This window comes from Flavobacterium collinsii, from assembly GCF_946903285.1.
Taxonomy (GTDB): domain Bacteria; phylum Bacteroidota; class Bacteroidia; order Flavobacteriales; family Flavobacteriaceae; genus Flavobacterium; species Flavobacterium collinsii.
The window spans coordinates 4,493,405-4,511,408 of sequence record NZ_OX336425.1; the positions used below are offsets into that span (position 1 = coordinate 4,493,405).

Consider the following 18,004-nt stretch of genomic DNA (forward strand, 5'->3'; position numbering starts at 1 on the left):
ATCTCACCGAACGTGTTTTGCCGGCCGGCGAAACACGTTCTGTCTTCCAAATGAGCCAAGTTAGCGCAATAAACTTCAAAAGAATCATTGAGTGTATCAAACTCATTAGCGAGCAAATTCCCAGCTCAATCCTTTTAAGACCGGTATTTTCTCACTGTGACCATTCCAAAGGTACGCAGCCGAAAAAATTTTTTTTTTTCATTCCTAAAACTTATAAAAACTAACAGATAAAAAATTGTAGAACATAAGATTAAATCAGTGTAGAATCATTTCTATGCATACTCAATCTTATGTTCTACAGTTTCTTGATATTGTCAAAATTATATTTGTCTTGTTAAAATTAATAATGAATTTATCAGTATTAAAAATGAAAAAAATAGCTTCTAATTTTATATCTTATTTATTGCTTTTATTTATCACTGGGACTCAAGCTCAATCAATTTATGGCGGAATTGAAATTGGAGATAAAGGAGTAAAAATGTATGTAATTAATGTTCAAAATACTAAAAGCGGAACATTTGAGATACAAAACTTTTGGACTGAAAATGTCGAAACAGCTTCAGGAATGCCAATTAACGGAAATTTAGCCCAACAGGACATTGACACGGCAGGCAGCATTACTTTGAAAAATTATAAAAAAATGCTCACTGAGTATAAAATAGAAAATCAAAATATTTATATAGCGGCTTCATCAAGAACTGCAATGGCACATAATATTGGTGATTTGGCTAAAAAAGTAAAAACATTGACCAATAAGGATTTGGATATTATAACATCATCTTTAGAAGCAAAACTGCTTTCCAAAGGATGTATTCCGCCTAAGAATTATTTAAATTCTTTGGTATTAGACATTGGTGAGAGAAACACAAAAGGCGGATATATTAATGCCGTAAATGGTGCCAATATATTTTATCCAATAACTGTTGATATTGGAACCATTACCCTTACAGAAAAAATAATTAAGAGAAATAAGCAAAAACCTTCATTAGATTATAATCAAGCATCTTTTGATTATCTGCCCACACTAAGAGAGGAATTTGATACAATCTACTCTAATCGGCCTGAATCAATAAAAAAAGAAAACATTTATTTATCAGGCGGAGCTCTCTGGGCATTTTACACCCTGTTTAATGAAAAATCTGCTGCCAATAATTTTACTGAAATACGATATGAAGATATCGTATTATTAAAATTTATTATCGAGAATAATTTTGAAAAAATTGTAAAAATATCTCTCACAAATCCTCATGTAAAAGAAGTTCTAGATACCTATTCCCAAAAAAATCTTATTGCTTCAAACAGCATATTGCTTACAGCATTAGAAGAGATTCCAAATATAAAAAACAAAAAAATATTTTTTGCCAAGCAAGGAGAAATCGCATGGCTGATAAGCTTCATCATGGAGCGTTCTAAAGGATCGATACAGGTCTATTAAAGCGTTGTTGAAAAGAAAAACATTTCTTGTCAGCAATATAAAATATCAGAAAGAAAACATTCCCCAAGCGCTTGCAGATGTTTTTTCAACTTATGCCAGAACCGCTTAAACAGGCTGTTTTACGCCCAAAAGAGAGCATATATCCCCCATAAAGCTCTCCGCTTGGAGTCTTAAAATAGAGAAGCTGTTTGAAGAAAACGCTAAATGAATGTCAATTCCAGCAGTGCAGGAAAAATTTCCTGTACTGCTTGATAAAAACAAAATCCAGTTAAAAGAGATTCTTGATAATTAAAAATGGTTTCGTTTCTTTGTATATGATATATCTACAATCATGCTTGAATTACTATAGTTCTAAAAGTTAAGAAAAAATTATAAATGGAAAATATTCCAGTAAGACATATTCAAGAAATCCAGAAAGAACCAAACCTATCGGGCAGCTTTAGTATCAGAGAAATTCATGAGCTCTTAGATGGAAAAGACATGATTCAAGAACTTCATAGACATGACTTTTACTATATTTTAGTTATTGAAAAAGGAAGCGGTTCTCACCAAATAGATTTCACATCCTACGAAGTTTGTAATAATTCTATATTCTTAATGCGTCCCGGACAAGTACATCAACTTCATTTGAAAACGCAAAGCACAGGTTTTTTGCTTCAATTTAAAATGCATTATATTTATTCACAAAACAAATTATCGCAAGAACTTTTACGCAAGGTAAGCCATATGAATTTCTGCAATCTTGACAGCAGTGGATTTAAAAAGCTGGAGGCAATTTTAACTAATGTTCTTAAAGAAAATAGAAATAAACAAGAAAGTTATCAAGAGGTTATAAAATCAAATTTGAATGTTTTCTTTATTGAATTGATTAGATATCGTCAAAACCAAAAAATCGCACCTAATGATAATAACCAATATTCACAAGAACAACTCGAGAAATTTTTAGCCCTCTTGGAGATAAATATTACCCAAAAAAAGCAAGTGTCACAATATGCCGATATGTTGAATATTTCCACCTATCAATTAAATACAATTACAAAGACATTACTCAACAAAACTCCATCGGCACTTATTAATGAACACATTATTCTAGAATCAAAAAGACAACTTCTTGCAACATCTAATCAGATCAACCAAATAGCAGATTACTTAGGCTACGATGATATATCCTATTTTATTCGGTTTTTTAAAAAGCACACGCAATATTCCCCAGAAGTGTTCAGACATAATTTTAAATAAGTCCTATCCTACTCTATTTTTGTCCTATCTTACTGCTTGTTTCTGATATTACTTTTACACAAGAAAATAAACATTCAAAAAAGTTGATCAGTATGAAAACAAAAATGAAATTAATTACAGCCTTAAAGATATGGGTTGTGATTTACCCTTCAATTACACTATTTCTCTATCTTTTAAGTAAATCGTCATTCGAATTGCCATTATACATAAAAACTTTATTACTTACCCTTATATTGGTTCCGTGGGTGGTTTTTCTCGGAGTTCCGTTTGTTGATTATATAATGCGCCAACTTTCAACCCAAATTGACAAAAAATAATTTAGAATCAAAATCTAAAAAACTGTTCCTGCTGGTACTGGCGCAAGAGTTTCTATAGACTCCTTTTCTTATATAATAAGCCTTTTTGGTCACAAACCTTGCGATATTCTTTTTGTTGGACGATGGTTTACTTATTTTCCTAACGGGAAGTTCTTTCATTATACCAAAAGGGAGATACTAAACAATCACAAACGGACTCATAATTGGAAAGGCTACCCACTATATTATTGGGCTGTTATCTGCTTCTTTTGTATTAGTTTAAAGGGAGAAATGACTTGTAAAACCAAAATTATTTCGAATTATTTTTTTTTGACCTCTTTACTCAAATTGCTTTATTTTTTGTCTTGAAGCCTGAACTTGGCTTTAGAACTGCATTGCCCAATACACCGCAAAAAGTGCCTTTTGTTAGAGTACCCATATTAATTCACTTCTTTTATAATAAAGGGCGCTGCTGATCGGCAAAAACAATCCAAATCATTAATCATATACTGCTGCAAATTAAGAAACGCAATTTAAACCAAGTTGTCCCGGAACCCGAAAAAATACTGCCCAGACGTAAATTCATTAAGCAAAGCGGACTTGCGATAGCGGCACTCACATTGCCCTTTCCCATAACAAAAATTTTAAAAAACATTAAAATGGAAAACACTAAAAAATTCGATGTAATAATAATTGGAGGCAGTTATTCTGGACTTGCGACAGCAATGACCTTAGGCAGAGCCCTTAAAGAAGTTTTAATTATTGACAATGCAAAACCATGTAACGCACAAACACCGCATTCACATAACTTTCTTACCCAAGATGGAAAAACACCGGCTCAAATAACAGCTCTTGCCAGACAGCAAGTGAAAAAATATGATTCAGTAGTCTTTTTTGACGGCTTGGCAAATAATGGAACCAAAACAGTTAACGGCTTTGAAATACAAGTAAAATCAGGCGAAAAATTCAGAGCAGACAAGTTAATTTTTGCAACTGGCATAAAAGATGAACTACCAGGTATTGAAGGATTTTCAGATTGCTGGGGTATATCGATGTTACATTGTCCTTATTGTCATGGATATGAAGTCCGAAATAAAAAAACCGGCATACTAGGCAATGGTGAAAATGGCAATGAATTAGCAAAGCTTATTTCCAATTGGACAAATGATTTAGCATTATACACCAACGGCAAATCAACATTGACTGGGGATCAAACTAAAAAACTAACTGATCATAATATAAAAATAGTAGAAAAAGAAATTAAAGAATTCGAACATATTGATGGGTATCTTCAAAACATCATTTTCAAAGATGGCACAAAAGCTCAAGTGAAGGCAATGTATTGTCGCAACTCATATGAACAACATTGTAAAATTCCAGAATCTTTGGGATGTGAGCTAAATGCGGAAGGCTATATCAAAGTAAATCCTTTTCAAGAAACTACTATTGATGGAATTTTTGCCTGTGGAGATAATACAACACGTCTGCGTTCAGTGGCAAATTCAGTGGCAATGGGAACATTAGCTGGTATGACTGTAAGTAAGAAAATAATCTTAGAGCAATTTTAATAGAAATAATTATGATTGCTCTGAGAAGAAAAAAATAAAACTCAGTTTATCCAAACTGTGCAAAAATGTTATAAGCTCCGAAATCTTTACGTTTCGAAGCTTTCTTGTTTTACTAATTTCGTATAGGATCTTGATTTTGCTTTAAAATATTTTACAAAATAAAACTTTTGAATTGTTCAAATACAATTTAAAATAAATCCTATTTAACTTCATTTTTGTCCTATTCTGTGACTTATTTCTTGAAATATCTTTGTTGAATAATCAATTAAAAATGAAAAAATGAAAATTATAATTGTAGGCGCAACAGGCACCATGGGAAAACATTTATCAAGTACATTTGAAAATAACCATGAAATCATTAGAGTAGCTTCTCAAGGAGGAGATTTTCAAGTTGATATTACTTCGCCCGATGCAATAGAAAATTTCTTTAAAGCAGTAGGCCCCTTTGATGCACTTATTTCAACAGCCGGGCCAACTTATGTCGGTCCTTGGAAAAAATTAACAGATAAGGAATTCAGAAAAGGCGTTGAAGGAAAAATGATGGGACAAATTAATTTGGTGCTTATAGGCCAGCACTATATCAATCCAAAAGGATCATTTACTTTAATTACCGGAGCTCTGACCGAGGAACCACAAATTAACTTTGCTAATGCGTCAGCAGCCAACGGAGCAGTGGAAGGATTTGTTCGGGCAGCTGCAATTGAACTCGAAAATGGAATTCGCATTAACGCGGTAAGTCCAACTGTTATTGAAAATTCTCCACAGTATTTCCCTTATTTCCCAGGAGAAATTCCAACAACAATGAAACAACTGGAATTTATGTTCCACAAAAGTGTTTTCGGTGCAGTTACAGGGCATATAATTAAACCTTAATATTTTAGCGATAGTATCCGGGGTTATTATTTTTCAAAGGTAATGACCTCGATATATCAATAAGTTTCAATCGAACTATAGTAAACTGGAGAAAAGATCAAAAATTCAATCAAAAAAACTGCCCTTAATAACATCTGCGCACTGCAATACTTATGAAAAATTTAATTTTTAGAATAACGATTTTAGTCATAATGGTGATTTCCTCAACACATGGCCAAAATAAAATCAGTTTGACGCGCTGCGAAGATGACTTTTCGTTTGTAAAAAAAGACAGTGCAAAAAAAGGATTCAATCAACTAAAATATATTTCTATAGCAAAAAACAATTCCATTTCTTTTGGTGGTGAATTGCGAGAACAGTTTCAAATTTATAACAATACAAACTTTGGTGATGTCCCATCAACTTATTCAGATATTAACATAAATCAACTTTGGCATCGGTTAATGGTACATTCTAATATTGAACTAGGAAACCATTTTCGATTTTTTATCTTATTCAACAGCACACTTCGCTTCTTTAATAAAAATCCAATTGTCCCGGAGATAGATGAAAACCAATTAAATCTGCATCAGGCTTTTGCAGAATTAAAATTGACCAATTGGAATTTTAGACTAGGGCGCCAAGAAATCTACTATGGCAATCATCATCTAATTACGCTAAGAGAAGGACCAAACACAAGACAGGCTTTTGATGGACTTGTGGTAAAACATAAATTCAAAAATGGGACATTTGATTTCTTTGCGGTTTCTAAAGTAGTTTCTAAACAATATATTTTTGATGACCAAAGTATGCATGATGGGCTGTATGGAATATATGGAACACAATATTTTTCTAATTCTAAATTCGGGGTAGATTATTTTCTAGTTGATTTCCAATCAAATGCCAGAAGGTATAATTATCAGTCCGGGTTTGAAGATCGTCAAACTTATGGCATACGTTTGTTCTCAAGCCTTAAAACAATAAACTTTGAATTTGAAGCAGCTTATCAAACTGGTAAATTCAATGATTTAACTATTGAGGCTTATACTATAGCAGCAAATATAAATGTAACAGTATTACCTGCCAAAAAAACAATAATTGGTTTTGCAGCTAACATCGCTTCAGGAGATAAAGACAGAGGTGACAACAAATTAAACACCTATAATTTATTGTATGCTAAACCTGCTTATGGTCTAGTAGCTCCACTAGGAGCAACAAACATAATAAGTTTCGGTCCTTACATTAAAATAAATCCCGTTCGAAAACTAAACATTCTAACACAAGTATACTTTATGGAAAGAAACAGCAATCAAGACGGAACTTATTCACCTGCAATGATAGAAAGCAGACCAAAACCAAATATGCTTTTTAGCACAAACAAAAAAACATTTGGAGAATTGTATGTTTTAGAAACTAATTATCAGCAAACCAAAAATCTATTATTCTCTTTTGACACATCGTATTTTAGTGCAGCAAGCTATCCTAAGACAACCGGAAATGGTAAAAATATCACATACCTGTCTTTTAAATCCACATTCAAATTTTAATTTAAGGTTTGATAAAGTTCTTTTTGTACATTTGATACTCTTCGTACATTTATATGAAATATAAAAAATTATTAGAATTTATTGCGGAAAAAGTTGAAATTGATACCTCTGATCTCAGCCTTGTTGAAAAATTATTCGAACCGGTAACTTATTCAAAGAATAACTTATTAGAAGAAGAAAATAAAATTGCAAAGTATTTATACTTTATTAACTCTGGATTTATTAGACTTTTCTATTACCAAGACGGTATACAAATAACATCACATATTAATTGTCCTTCAGGATTTATAACCTCTTTCAATAGTTTTATTACAAAAACAATATCTCACCAAAACTTAGAATGCATTACAACTTGTGATCTTTTGAGAATATCAAAAAATGACCTTGATTTATTGTTCCAACATAGTCCAAAATGGGCAGAATTTGGCAGAGTTATTTATGATGAATCATTGTTTTATAATGAACAGCGAACAAAAGATATTATTACTCTTTGTGCTGAAGAGCGTTATCGTAAACTACTGACCAACCAACCAGAGATAATCCAAAATGTTCCACTGCAATATATAGCCTCTTTTATTGGTATAAAACCAGAAAGTTTAAGCTGAATTAGAAAGCAAATCATTTCCTAACATAAGTCAAGTAAAAAAAAGATTTTACTATTCATTTTTGCATTTAAATTCTAAATGACAAATAATGAAATCATTAAAAAACAAAGTCGTACTTGTAACAGGTGCGTCATCAGGAATTGGAGAAGCTTTTGTTTATGAACTAGCAAAACAAGGAGCAATAATTATTATTACAGCACGTTCACAAAGTAAATTGCAAATATTGGCAGACAAAATCTGCAATGAATACGCAAACAAAGTGGTGGTTCTCCCAGGAGACTTATCCTTAAAAGAGACTCCTTTAAAATTATACAACGACATAAGAAAACTAGAATTGACTGTCGATATTCTAATAAACAATGCAGGTATTGGCATGTGGGCAAATTTTTTAGATGAATCAATTGAATCTTATGAAAAAATGCTTGAATTAAACATTAATGCGCTTGTTAAATTGAGTCATTTCTTTTTGCCAGATATGTTAAAGAAAGAAGAGGGAGGTATCATCAATATTGCTTCAACAGGTGCCTTACAGCCTTGCCCTTATATAGCTGTGTATTGTGCCAGCAAAGCTTTTGTCCTTTCATTTTCAGAAGCGCTTTATGGAGAATATTACAAAAAAGGAATTACTGTTACGGCTGTTTGTCCCGGAAATACGGCTACATCGTTTCAATCAGCTGCTAAAGCAAATACAAAAGGCATGAGCTTTGATACTGCCCAAAAAGTTGCAAAAGAAGCAATACGAGCTTTCCTTGGAAATAAATCATCTAAAATTATTGGTTTGATGAACTACATTCAATCTTTTTTACCAAGACTATTACCCAGAAAAACAATTATATGTATTGTTAAAAACATGATGGACAAAAGAGTAAATGGGTAAAGTGGAATATTTTTCCTAAAAAAGCCAATTCATAAAAAAAGGGACTTAAAATAAAGTCCCTCCATAGTATTGAGGCTTGTCAAAGCTTGTTAAGCCATTTTAATCAGCGGGGCTGCTGCTGCGTCACACAATGAACCATTCCTCCATTTTGATAAAGATTTCTAACATCAATACCAACAACTGTCCTTCCCGGGTATAAGGCAGCAATTAAATTATTTGCAACCACATCATTAGGATCATTATAATTTGGGACAAGTACCTTTCCATTGGCAACATAATAATTTATATAGCAGCCTTTATATCCCAAATTTTTACCGTTTGTTGTTACGACATTATTTTGAGTTAATGGTAAATACGTTTTTGCGTAAACTTGATTGTTCGTATTTGAAGCGCCGTATAAAATGTTTATATCATTTTGAGTTAAACCCCAAGTTAATAAATCAGCATTGCTCATTGTAACTATTTTATTTCCTGGAGCAAATTTTGCAACACCATCAATGTGCATATCCGTAATATCTTCAGCACTAAATCCGCCTTCTAGCCAAATAACTTTTGTCGCTCCGTAATATTTTTTAAAATTTGCTTCAACTTGAGCTTGCGTCATTCCACTGTTTCTAACAGAATTAGCTGGACTTTGGCTGATAACTGAACTCTTTGTAGCCATTAATACTCCATGCCCGTCAAGCTCAACTGAACCACCTTCGTTTACCATTGGTACATTCACAATAGTTTTTCCTAAACTTTCCCCTATAAAAGTTGGAATCGGGTCACATTTTTTATAATTGTGTTTACCTCCCCAACCATTAAATCCCCAATCTTCAATAACAATTACTCCAGATAAATTTTTCACAAAAATTGGCCCATTATCTCTTACCCAAACATCATTTGTTTCATGAATTTTAAAGTCGATATTGGTTAATGGAACTGATGCATTATTTAATAATGCCGTAATTCTGGATTGCTCAGCACTATTATATGCAATAATGTGTACTTTCTCATTCGATTGCAGTGCATTTGTCATAGCTACCCAAGTAGCATCTAAACCATTACGATAATCTAAACCATATTCATAGTGATGCGGCCACTGCAGCCAAGTACCTTCATGTGGTTCAGCTTCATCTGGAAAAGTAAATTCCACAGTTGAATTTATTGGAGGTTCATTTGTATTGTCTCCTTCATCACCATTACATGATGCTAATACTGTTAAAATAACAACGGAAGTTAAAATTATTTTTTTCATGTTTTTTGTTTTAATTGTTTATTTTAATACTCTTGATTACCATAAAGTAAGTTCACATCTCATAGAGATATAATTCATTACAAGGTATATCCCGCAAAGACTCCATAACTGCTATTAAAGACAGTACTAGATTCAATATTAGATTCAGAAAAATTTAATCCCAATCCAAATTGAAATCTCTTTTTAAATTCAGCTCCAATTCTTATGTATTGATTGCTTTCTGAGTGCTCTTTAAAAGTAAAATCAGAATCTAATATTAACATGTTATAGGAGTTCCATTTTTCATTAATTTTTGGTGTATATTCAAGAAGGGAATAAACTCCGATACCCATTTTTTTTGAATTTAAAGAATAATTTAACGCTGGGAAGAAATTTAAATTCAGCTCTTCTTTATCAATTGTCCAGGATAGACCAATTTGAGGAATAATATCATCGTTTGTAAAGGTATTACCAATTGCGACTCCAATATTTTTTGTAAATTCATAATTTAAAACATGATACATTTCAAATGCACCCTTTGATATACTATCATAGGGTGCATAATAATTTGAAAAATTAAAATAACTCAACTTTTCATTGGCTGCAATTTTTTTTTCAATAATTGTACTGAATTGAAAACCATCATTTCCGCCAAAAGACTGTAATTGAACTTGAGCATTAGAATTTGAAATTCCAATGATAAATAATGTAAAAGTTAAAATTTTTAGTTTCATTTTAAAAAGAGTTAAATTTATTTAGGCTGCTGCTGGGTTACACAATGAATCATTCCGCCATTAGCATATAAGTTTCTTACGTCAATACCCACAACTGCTCTTGTCGGATACAGCTTTTGTATAATTGCATTGGCTATTTTATCATTTTGGTCATTATAATTAGGTACTAATATGACCTTGTTTGCTATGTAATAGTTTACATAAGAACCTTTATACTCTAGGTTTTTTCCATATTCTGTAGTGACATCCTCTTTTGTCAGCGGTAATTCTACTATTTTATATGGTTTGCCTAATCTATTTTTCGCTTGAAATAGTTCACTGATATCTTCCTCAGGAACCTGCCAGTCAATTAAGTCATTCTCTGACATAGTTACAATTGTTGATGAGTTCGCAAAACGAGCAAAACCATCTATATGCATATCTGTTATTTCCAATCCAGCTTTCCCTTCAAGCCAAATAAAATTAGAAACTCCTAAATACTTTTTAAAAATAGCTTCCGCTTTAATTTGAGTCATTCCCGGATTTCTGTTTTTATTTAAAATTGAACTTTTACAAGCTAACATTGTTCCGTTTCCATCAATTTCAACACTTCCTCCTTCATTGATAATTATTGCGTTTAAATCAATGCTTTCAATATTTAAATCTTTCGCAATTTTAGATGGAATTATGTTGCAGTTCTTATAGGCTGCTTTCTTTCCCCAGCCATTAAATCCCCAATCTTGAATGACAATTTTACCAGATTTGTTACGAACGAAAATCGGACCATTATCACGAACCCAGACATCGTCTGTAGGATAAATAAAAAAACGAATATTTTTTAAAGAAACTTCAGCCTCAACAAGCATCTCTTGAATTTTTTCTTTTTCTTCTTCATCATAAGCAATTATGTTTACTTTTTCACTGCTTATCAAAGCCGCAGTCATTGCAATCCAAGTATCATCTAATCGCTCAGCATACGTTTCGCCATACTGAAATTCATGAGGCCATTGCAGCCAAGTTGCTTCATGTGCTTCCGATTCTTCAGGCATTGTATATAAAATACCAGAAGGTAATTCGGAATCTTTTTTCTCCTTCTGACAAAAAGTTACCATAGGAAAAAGAATAATTAAAAAAATAATATTTCTCATATTTAGCTGTTTAAAATTGTTTGAATTTGAACTTGATTTTCTAATGCTATAATTTTTTTTAAAATAAACTCCCGTTAGAAAGCCGAAAACATCTACTTTATTATCTGAACTATAGCTGTTTATTATTTTTAACAATTGACCTGATCCGTCCTCTTTTTCAATAAAATTTATAACTTTTTTTGAATCAAATCAGGTTACATTTATACCTGAATTTGAATAAATTTTGATCCTGTATACATTTAAGTCAAAACAACTTATAATCAAAACGTTAGCCGCTTATTGTGATCGAGTCACTCAATAAACCAATCCTTCCGTAGAACACAAATTTCTAACCTATATCTCTGCCACTGTTCATCCAGAATAGAATCCTGCAATTATATTATTTGCAACAGTATCATCAGGGGTATTATAATTGGAAACTAATACACAATTAATTGCCCCGTAATCATGCACTTAACTTCCCTTATACCCCCTAGATACTGACTAAAAATTACATTGTAATGACATTTAATTATTCTAACATTTTATAAAGTTTTAATACCCGTTGATGCTTCTGGATTCGTTTGTATTAAAATAACATTCTGGGCTGCTGAAAAAAATTCCCGCACCGTCCATTTCTCACTAACGTCCTATAACTATCATAATGCTATTTTAAGTTTATGACAGTTCTCTCTGACGCAGCAGAAATACTTGTCGGAATTACTTTGCATTTACTACAAATTACAATCGCCCCGTGAGCCATTAAATTCCCAATCTTGAATAACTAATTCACGTGATGAATTTCTTGACCTCTATTAGTCCACTATCTCTAACCCAAAGAGCATTAGTTTGAAAAACTTCGAAATCAACATTTATCTAAGGGATACCCGAACTGGCTGGCAAATTTGTAATTGTATTTTTTTCTTCGTTATTATAAGCAATAATATGCAACTTCTCATCTACTTGTTATGCGTCTGTCACTGCCGGCCAAGTAGCTTCATTTTCATTTCTAAACTTCATTCCATATTTATATTGATGCGGTCATTGCAGCCAAGTAACTTCAGCTGGTCCAGCCATATATGGAAAAATATAGTTTTGCGAGAAACTGCTCTTTAATGTTAGCGGCATAAATTCAATAATTTTTTTTGCAATGTGCAATTCCATTTTAAATTTCTACTCCTGTTAATTTAAAGTTAAAAACAACAAATTTATTATTTTACAAAATTTAATTAGTTGTCCAAAATGGACATTTTTTTCATAGTAATGGAATTAAAATTGCAGTTATAAAATCAACTTCCGAATCCGAATTTGAATCGTGTTTTATATATTGTTCAATAATTGGCAAATGTGAAAACTCTAATTGATTCCCTAACATCCATCCTCCATAAATTTGAGTATAAGTTTCTTCAATTTTATCAAAACTTCCATAATGAATAAATTTTGCATAGTTTCTCCCAAAAATTTCTTTAATGGGCAATTCTTTATTCAACTTTTGAGGAAGAACACATGCATCATAATTACATTTCCCTTTTTTAGTAATGGTAATATCGTCAGAAATAACACCAAAATATTCCACAATTACTCCCTCGAAACTATGATTTAAAAAAGTTGACCAAAGTGATTCAATCTCTGGATTAATATAATTTGTCCTGCAGCTTATATAGTTTACTAACACTGCTGGCATAAATACAATCTCAGGCTCTCCCTGATAAGCAATATCATGAATTAAATTAATTTCTTTAAATAGCAATTCTTTCTTTTTTTTAGCAGCTAAAGGCGAGAAACCAAAATATTTTTTAAAGGTTTTTGAAAATGAATGTATATCTGAAAAACCTACATCTACCGCTATAACAGATATTTGTTTTTTTGTATACAGCAATTGTTTGTAACCATTCTCCACCTTAAGTCTAGTTTGATATCCTCCAATAGTTTCTTTAAAAACAGCAAAAAAAACTCGTTGTAAATTTCGATATGAATAACAAGAAACTTTCTCTAATTCAACTACCGAAATAGATCTGTTATAATTCAACTCAATATAATTTTGAGTATCATAAACTTTTTTAAAATTAAACTCCCTCATAACTTAGTTAAGATCACAATGTAAAAACCAGACCCCTTGTTGACACCCAGTACTAAGTCCATTAAGGAAATCTCTTGAGCCTAAATCACTAAAATCATTCGCAAATCGATAGATGTTTTCTCTTAGATGAATAATAATGTTTTCACACTCATTCAATAACACTGTCAAAAAACATTTACCATTATTTGCTGAATTAGTTTCCTGCGTTAAATGTGTCAATTTCAAAAATAATTTTAAACTCGGTCCAGCACAATATACCAATACTCCAATTCGATGCGCAGCACTGTCTATAATTTCATCAAGTTGAGTAAATTGACTTCCAAAAAATTTGTATTTCTTATAAAAATCTACTCCTTCTACATTCCAATGCACTTTTATTGTTTTTGCATAAAGAATATATTCATCTGCTGGTATTTTTGCTAATTCATTTGCAGCAGATTGGCAGTCACTTTCCGTAATTCCTATATTTATTTTCATTACTTCTTAGTTCTAAATTTATAAAAAACCACCACTGATAGAAATCAGTGGTTTTAGTTGTTTTATAGAGATGAAGCCGCTTCTAAAATTAATGCAGATACTTCTATTGGATGTGATGCCAAAGAAGCATGCCCAGCATCTAAGTAAATGGTTTTTTTAGGGTTCATTCTTTGAGCCATTTCTTTCTCAGTTTCCGCAGGAATCATATTATCAAAGTTAGAAACCTGGTACCAACTCGGTTTTGTTTTCCATGCCGGTTCACCTGCTTCGTCTCCAAAACATTGTCCGTGAATAGGTCTTTGAGATAAAGACATAATTAATGACTCTTCTTCATCTAAATCTTGACAGAAAGATTTGTGGAACTCGTCATACTTAATCCATAAAAAACCTTTAGAGTCAGGATAAATACTAGCTCCGCCCGAACCTGCTCTACGCCCTAAAAGTGCCCCTAAACTATCTCCTGCATCTGGTGCAAAAGCGGCAATGTAAACTAGTCCAGCAACTTTGTCATGATTTCCTGCTCCTGAAATTACCGCTCCTCCATAAGAATGTCCAACCAATAAAACTCTACCCTCTTGAGCATCAATTAAATCTTTTGTTTTGTTTATGTCATCTTGTAAAGATGTTAAAGGATTTTGTACACTGCGTACTTTGTAGCCCTCTTTTACTAATACCGGAATTACGTGCTGCCAATGTGAGCCATCGCCCCAAGCACCGTGAACCAAAATAATTGTTAAATCTTGTTTTGCCATAATAATTGCTATTTAATTGATTAAAAAATAAAATTACTTTTTAAGAATTCAATACCCGTTAACTTAAGCTAATGAGCGAGAACTAACTTTTTTATTCTGCACAGAGATCTTGGAGTAATACCTAAATAACTTGCAATGATTTTTTTGTGAATTACCTTAAAAACTAAAAAGTTTTCTCTGAATAAATTTGTCTATCGTTTTTCAGAATTATAGTACAATCCCCTTTCAATTCTATCCTTCGCAGCCAGATATAATTTTTTCCATCATTCTCCGGCCCAATACCAGCCCATAAACCCTTTTATCATATCTATTTTTAAATCATCCTTATGAATTAATAAAACTTCCGATTTCTCAATAGCTTGTATCTTTAATCTTGATTGTGTATGAGATAATATAATTTCATAGTCTGTAAAAAACTGATTATAAAAATGAAAAACAAAGCTCTTATCAATGCCCTTTTATTTGTTATAAAAACTTCGCATTGTTTGTTTTTTCACAAAACCAATACAGTCGCATTTCTCCTACTGTTGCAAAGAGAATTCATACTTCTTGAGTGCAATGTTTTTTAACCCCTAAAAAAAATCTCAAAATCTATTTCATTTATCTGAAAAAAGCTCTCCTATTTTTAAAAGTGGTCTAATAGGTCTTATCATTGTTAAATGTAAATAGAATTATTAACCTAGTTAACATCTTGGTTTTTAACGTACAATCATAAAAATATTCTAATAGTTGTTCCTTTATTTTTCTCACTTACAATGTCTAGTTTACAATCCATCTTTTCAATTAAATTATTAACTAAACTTAATCCCATACCCATACCAGACTCGTTTGCAGTTCCATTTCTTGAAATAGATTTTCCTTCGATGATATCTTTTATCCGCTCCGGCCCCATTCCAATTCCATTGTCAGATATTGTTATTATCTCATCAGAAACATTGACACTAATTTCTCCTTTATGATTGGAAAACTTAATGGCATTTGATAATAGGTTTCTAAAAACAATTGTCATTATTTCTTCATCAATTTCAATATTTACAGGATAAACTGTGGAGTTAATTAGATTAATCTCTTTCTTCTCAAATGAATATCTATATATTTCTATTATTCTTTCAATAAGACCGCTGACATTAGTATTTCTTTTATTAGGTTTAATTAGATTGAAATTAAATTTAGCCCAATGTAAAGTGGTATCCAGTAAATCAAGCACTTTAACAGATTCCGCTTTTACTTCATCAACAAGAGACACAAAAGCCTCTTGCGTAATATCCTTTTCAGAAACCATCAAAGCAAGCGAGAATAAATTAGCAATAGGGCTTCTTAAATCGTGCCCTAAAACAGATAATATTTTATCTTTATTCTTATTAATATCAAATAACTTTTCCTGCTTTACAATTGATTGATTTATATCGACATACGCTACTAAATCGACATTCTTTATCGATGAGGCCCTAACCTCATACCAATGTTCAATTTTAAACTTATTTGTAATTCTTGCATTAACTTTAATATGGTCTCTATTTAACTCTCTAGCTGCAATCTCTAATGCTGCCCATTCTTTAAATAATTTTTCGCGATAATTACTATCGGGATACATTTTTTCAAAGCATATTTCTCTGGTAGGAATATCTTGTAATGTGAAGCCCATTTCTTTAATAAAGGTCTTATTTAAGTACAAATTTCTATCTCCACTAGTATCTTTTTGAGCAATTATGAGCGGATAAGGCAAAAAGTCCGCTATTTTTTGTAAGTCTTCTTTTGTTACATTAATATCGTCAAAATCCATAGATTATATCATTAGAAATTCATACTCATGTTTTTCTTAAAAAAACTTTTATATCCGGTTTATTCTTGCTTTTTCTTTACTGATTTATCCATTTTCTTATTGAAGTTTTTGTTAGTTTATTAAGAAATTTATCCTCTATTTTTTTTCTCATTCTTAACTTTAAGAAAGCTCTATTAAGCCTGCTTTTGAACCAGTTTTAAGGTTTAACTTTTTTTGGATCTATATTGAATTTGTTTATTACTCTCTTTTATCTCTAAACCTAGTAATTCTCTTTCTAAATACAGTTAGGGCATATAATTAGAAAAAATTCTTGTAATGAAAATGTCTTGTGAAATTGAAAAATCAGTATCGCCTTCAAAATCGCAACTATCTAATGACATCATTAAATTGTCATTTCCTCAAGCAACACATTTAAAATATAAACAAGTACCTTCAACTTGAAAATGTTTATAAAACTCTTGATTGCAATCACAATCTATTTTCAACTTATTTAACTCAATTATAATACTTCTAAATATCGCACTTCTCACTATAAGGCCTTTATTCCCTGAATTAAAAATGCTATTATAACACATCATTTTCGAAGTAAATAATCACTTATACCTTTGAAAAAACATTATTTCATCCTCTTAATTATCAAAATCCTTTTCCGCAGCAATAGCTTTAACTTAGATAAACTATTCACTTAAATTTCAATTGCTCTTTTAACAATACCAATAGAACTAACCTTATAAATATCTAAAAAACAATTGCGTACCTAGTCCCTTGACAATTTATCTGCATTGTTTTCTAATTTATTTTGTTATTTTATAATTTGAGAATTTAGTTTTGTAATCTATACTCACTAAAAAACAAAAAAAAGAACGATTAAGAAAAATCCTTAATATTTAAATTAATTATCCGCTGCTTAGTGCTTTTTAAAAACTCAAACGATAATTCAGCATAAGCTCAAGATATTTTTACAGTAAAATTTAATGAATTTTTTTCATGATACTTTTCAATGTTTTTTCTTTTTCAAAGAGCCAATACTTGACATTTTATACAGAACCACGATTAGTAATACAGTACTTAAGGCAAGCTCCATACCAGCGAAGAAGTTTAATTCTTCATTTTATTAAGGGCTCCGTTATCCATTTACCTGCAAAACCTATTATATAGCCTAAAATCAATCCAATTAACACTATCATTAGCGGTCTGTCATTAGCAATACCATGGTTCAGCACTAATCCAGCTTATGCTTTTAAATTCAAAACCACAAATTACACAAAATTATACATTTAACAACTTTTATAAAAAATCAATATAAATTAAAACCAATTTACTAAATTTTACATACCAAAACTGTTAAAATGAATGATTTAATTCCAAATTTACATTATAAAAATCAATAAAAAAATTGAACTAGTTCAAGAAAAAATCAAATATTACCTTTTT

The 18,004-nt window shown here is 31.3% G+C and carries 15 protein-coding genes; 8 read left to right on the top strand and 7 right to left on the bottom strand.

From position 1 onward, the window contains the following. Positions 1 to 331: 331 nt before the first annotated feature. The 8 genes from OGZ34_RS18325 to OGZ34_RS18360 all read left to right on the top strand — a co-directional run bounded on the left by OGZ34_RS18325 (position 332) and on the right by OGZ34_RS18360 (position 8,419). Positions 332 to 1,435 carry a Ppx/GppA phosphatase family protein gene (locus tag OGZ34_RS18325; protein ID WP_263361239.1) on the top strand — a complete coding sequence of 368 codons (1,104 nt, stop codon included), beginning with the start codon at positions 332 to 334 and terminating at the stop codon, positions 1,433 to 1,435. A gap of 375 nt (positions 1,436 to 1,810) precedes the next feature. After that, the gene (locus OGZ34_RS18330; protein WP_263361240.1) at positions 1,811 to 2,674 is read left to right on the top strand and encodes a helix-turn-helix domain-containing protein; all 864 of its coding nucleotides are present in this window, start codon (positions 1,811 to 1,813) and stop codon (positions 2,672 to 2,674) included. Between the two features lie 92 nt (positions 2,675 to 2,766). Then, entirely contained in the window at positions 2,767 to 2,991 is a 225-nt protein-coding gene (locus OGZ34_RS18335) for a hypothetical protein (protein WP_263361241.1), read from the top strand. Positions 2,992 to 3,629: 638 nt separating this feature from the next. Further along, entirely contained in the window at positions 3,630 to 4,538 is a 909-nt protein-coding gene (locus OGZ34_RS18340; protein ID WP_263361242.1) for an NAD(P)/FAD-dependent oxidoreductase, read from the top strand. Positions 4,539 to 4,817: 279 nt separating this feature from the next. Then, entirely contained in the window at positions 4,818 to 5,411 is a 594-nt protein-coding gene (locus OGZ34_RS18345) for a short chain dehydrogenase (RefSeq protein WP_263361243.1), read from the top strand. A 152-nt stretch (positions 5,412 to 5,563) separates the two neighbouring features. Then, positions 5,564 to 6,937 (top strand): alginate export family protein, encoded by a 1,374-nt coding sequence (locus tag OGZ34_RS18350; RefSeq protein WP_263361244.1) that lies wholly within the window; start codon positions 5,564 to 5,566, stop codon positions 6,935 to 6,937. A gap of 53 nt (positions 6,938 to 6,990) precedes the next feature. Beyond that, positions 6,991 to 7,542 (top strand): Crp/Fnr family transcriptional regulator, encoded by a 552-nt coding sequence (locus OGZ34_RS18355; protein ID WP_263361245.1) that lies wholly within the window; start codon positions 6,991 to 6,993, stop codon positions 7,540 to 7,542. Between the two features lie 88 nt (positions 7,543 to 7,630). Beyond that, positions 7,631 to 8,419, top strand: a complete 789-nt coding sequence (locus OGZ34_RS18360; RefSeq protein WP_263361246.1) for an SDR family NAD(P)-dependent oxidoreductase — start codon at positions 7,631 to 7,633, stop codon at positions 8,417 to 8,419. Between the two features lie 103 nt (positions 8,420 to 8,522). Here OGZ34_RS18360 and OGZ34_RS18365 read toward each other — a convergent pair whose 3' ends face one another. The 7 genes from OGZ34_RS18365 to OGZ34_RS18395 form a co-directional block, all read right to left on the bottom strand. Continuing rightward, positions 8,523 to 9,659 carry an agmatine deiminase family protein gene (locus tag OGZ34_RS18365; protein ID WP_263361247.1) on the bottom strand — a complete coding sequence of 379 codons (1,137 nt, stop codon included), beginning with the start codon at positions 9,657 to 9,659 and terminating at the stop codon, positions 8,523 to 8,525. Between the two features lie 77 nt (positions 9,660 to 9,736). Next, complete coding sequence (locus OGZ34_RS18370; RefSeq protein WP_263361248.1) at positions 9,737 to 10,372, bottom strand: hypothetical protein; 636 nt, start codon at positions 10,370 to 10,372, stop codon at positions 9,737 to 9,739. A gap of 17 nt (positions 10,373 to 10,389) precedes the next feature. Beyond that, on the bottom strand, positions 10,390 to 11,499 hold the full coding sequence (locus OGZ34_RS18375; RefSeq protein WP_263361249.1) for an agmatine deiminase family protein: 1,110 nt from the start codon (positions 11,497 to 11,499) through the stop codon (positions 10,390 to 10,392). A gap of 1,234 nt (positions 11,500 to 12,733) precedes the next feature. Further along, the gene (locus OGZ34_RS18380) at positions 12,734 to 13,507 is read right to left on the bottom strand and encodes an AraC family transcriptional regulator (RefSeq protein ID WP_263361250.1); all 774 of its coding nucleotides are present in this window, start codon (positions 13,505 to 13,507) and stop codon (positions 12,734 to 12,736) included. 54 nt (positions 13,508 to 13,561) lie between these two features. Further along, complete coding sequence (locus OGZ34_RS18385; protein ID WP_263361251.1) at positions 13,562 to 14,035, bottom strand: Dps family protein; 474 nt, start codon at positions 14,033 to 14,035, stop codon at positions 13,562 to 13,564. A 62-nt stretch (positions 14,036 to 14,097) separates the two neighbouring features. After that, the gene (locus tag OGZ34_RS18390) at positions 14,098 to 14,787 is read right to left on the bottom strand and encodes an alpha/beta hydrolase (protein WP_263361252.1); all 690 of its coding nucleotides are present in this window, start codon (positions 14,785 to 14,787) and stop codon (positions 14,098 to 14,100) included. Positions 14,788 to 15,496: 709 nt separating this feature from the next. After that, positions 15,497 to 16,570, bottom strand: a complete 1,074-nt coding sequence (locus tag OGZ34_RS18395; RefSeq protein WP_263361253.1) for a sensor histidine kinase — start codon at positions 16,568 to 16,570, stop codon at positions 15,497 to 15,499. Positions 16,571 to 18,004: the final 1,434 nt, after the last annotated feature.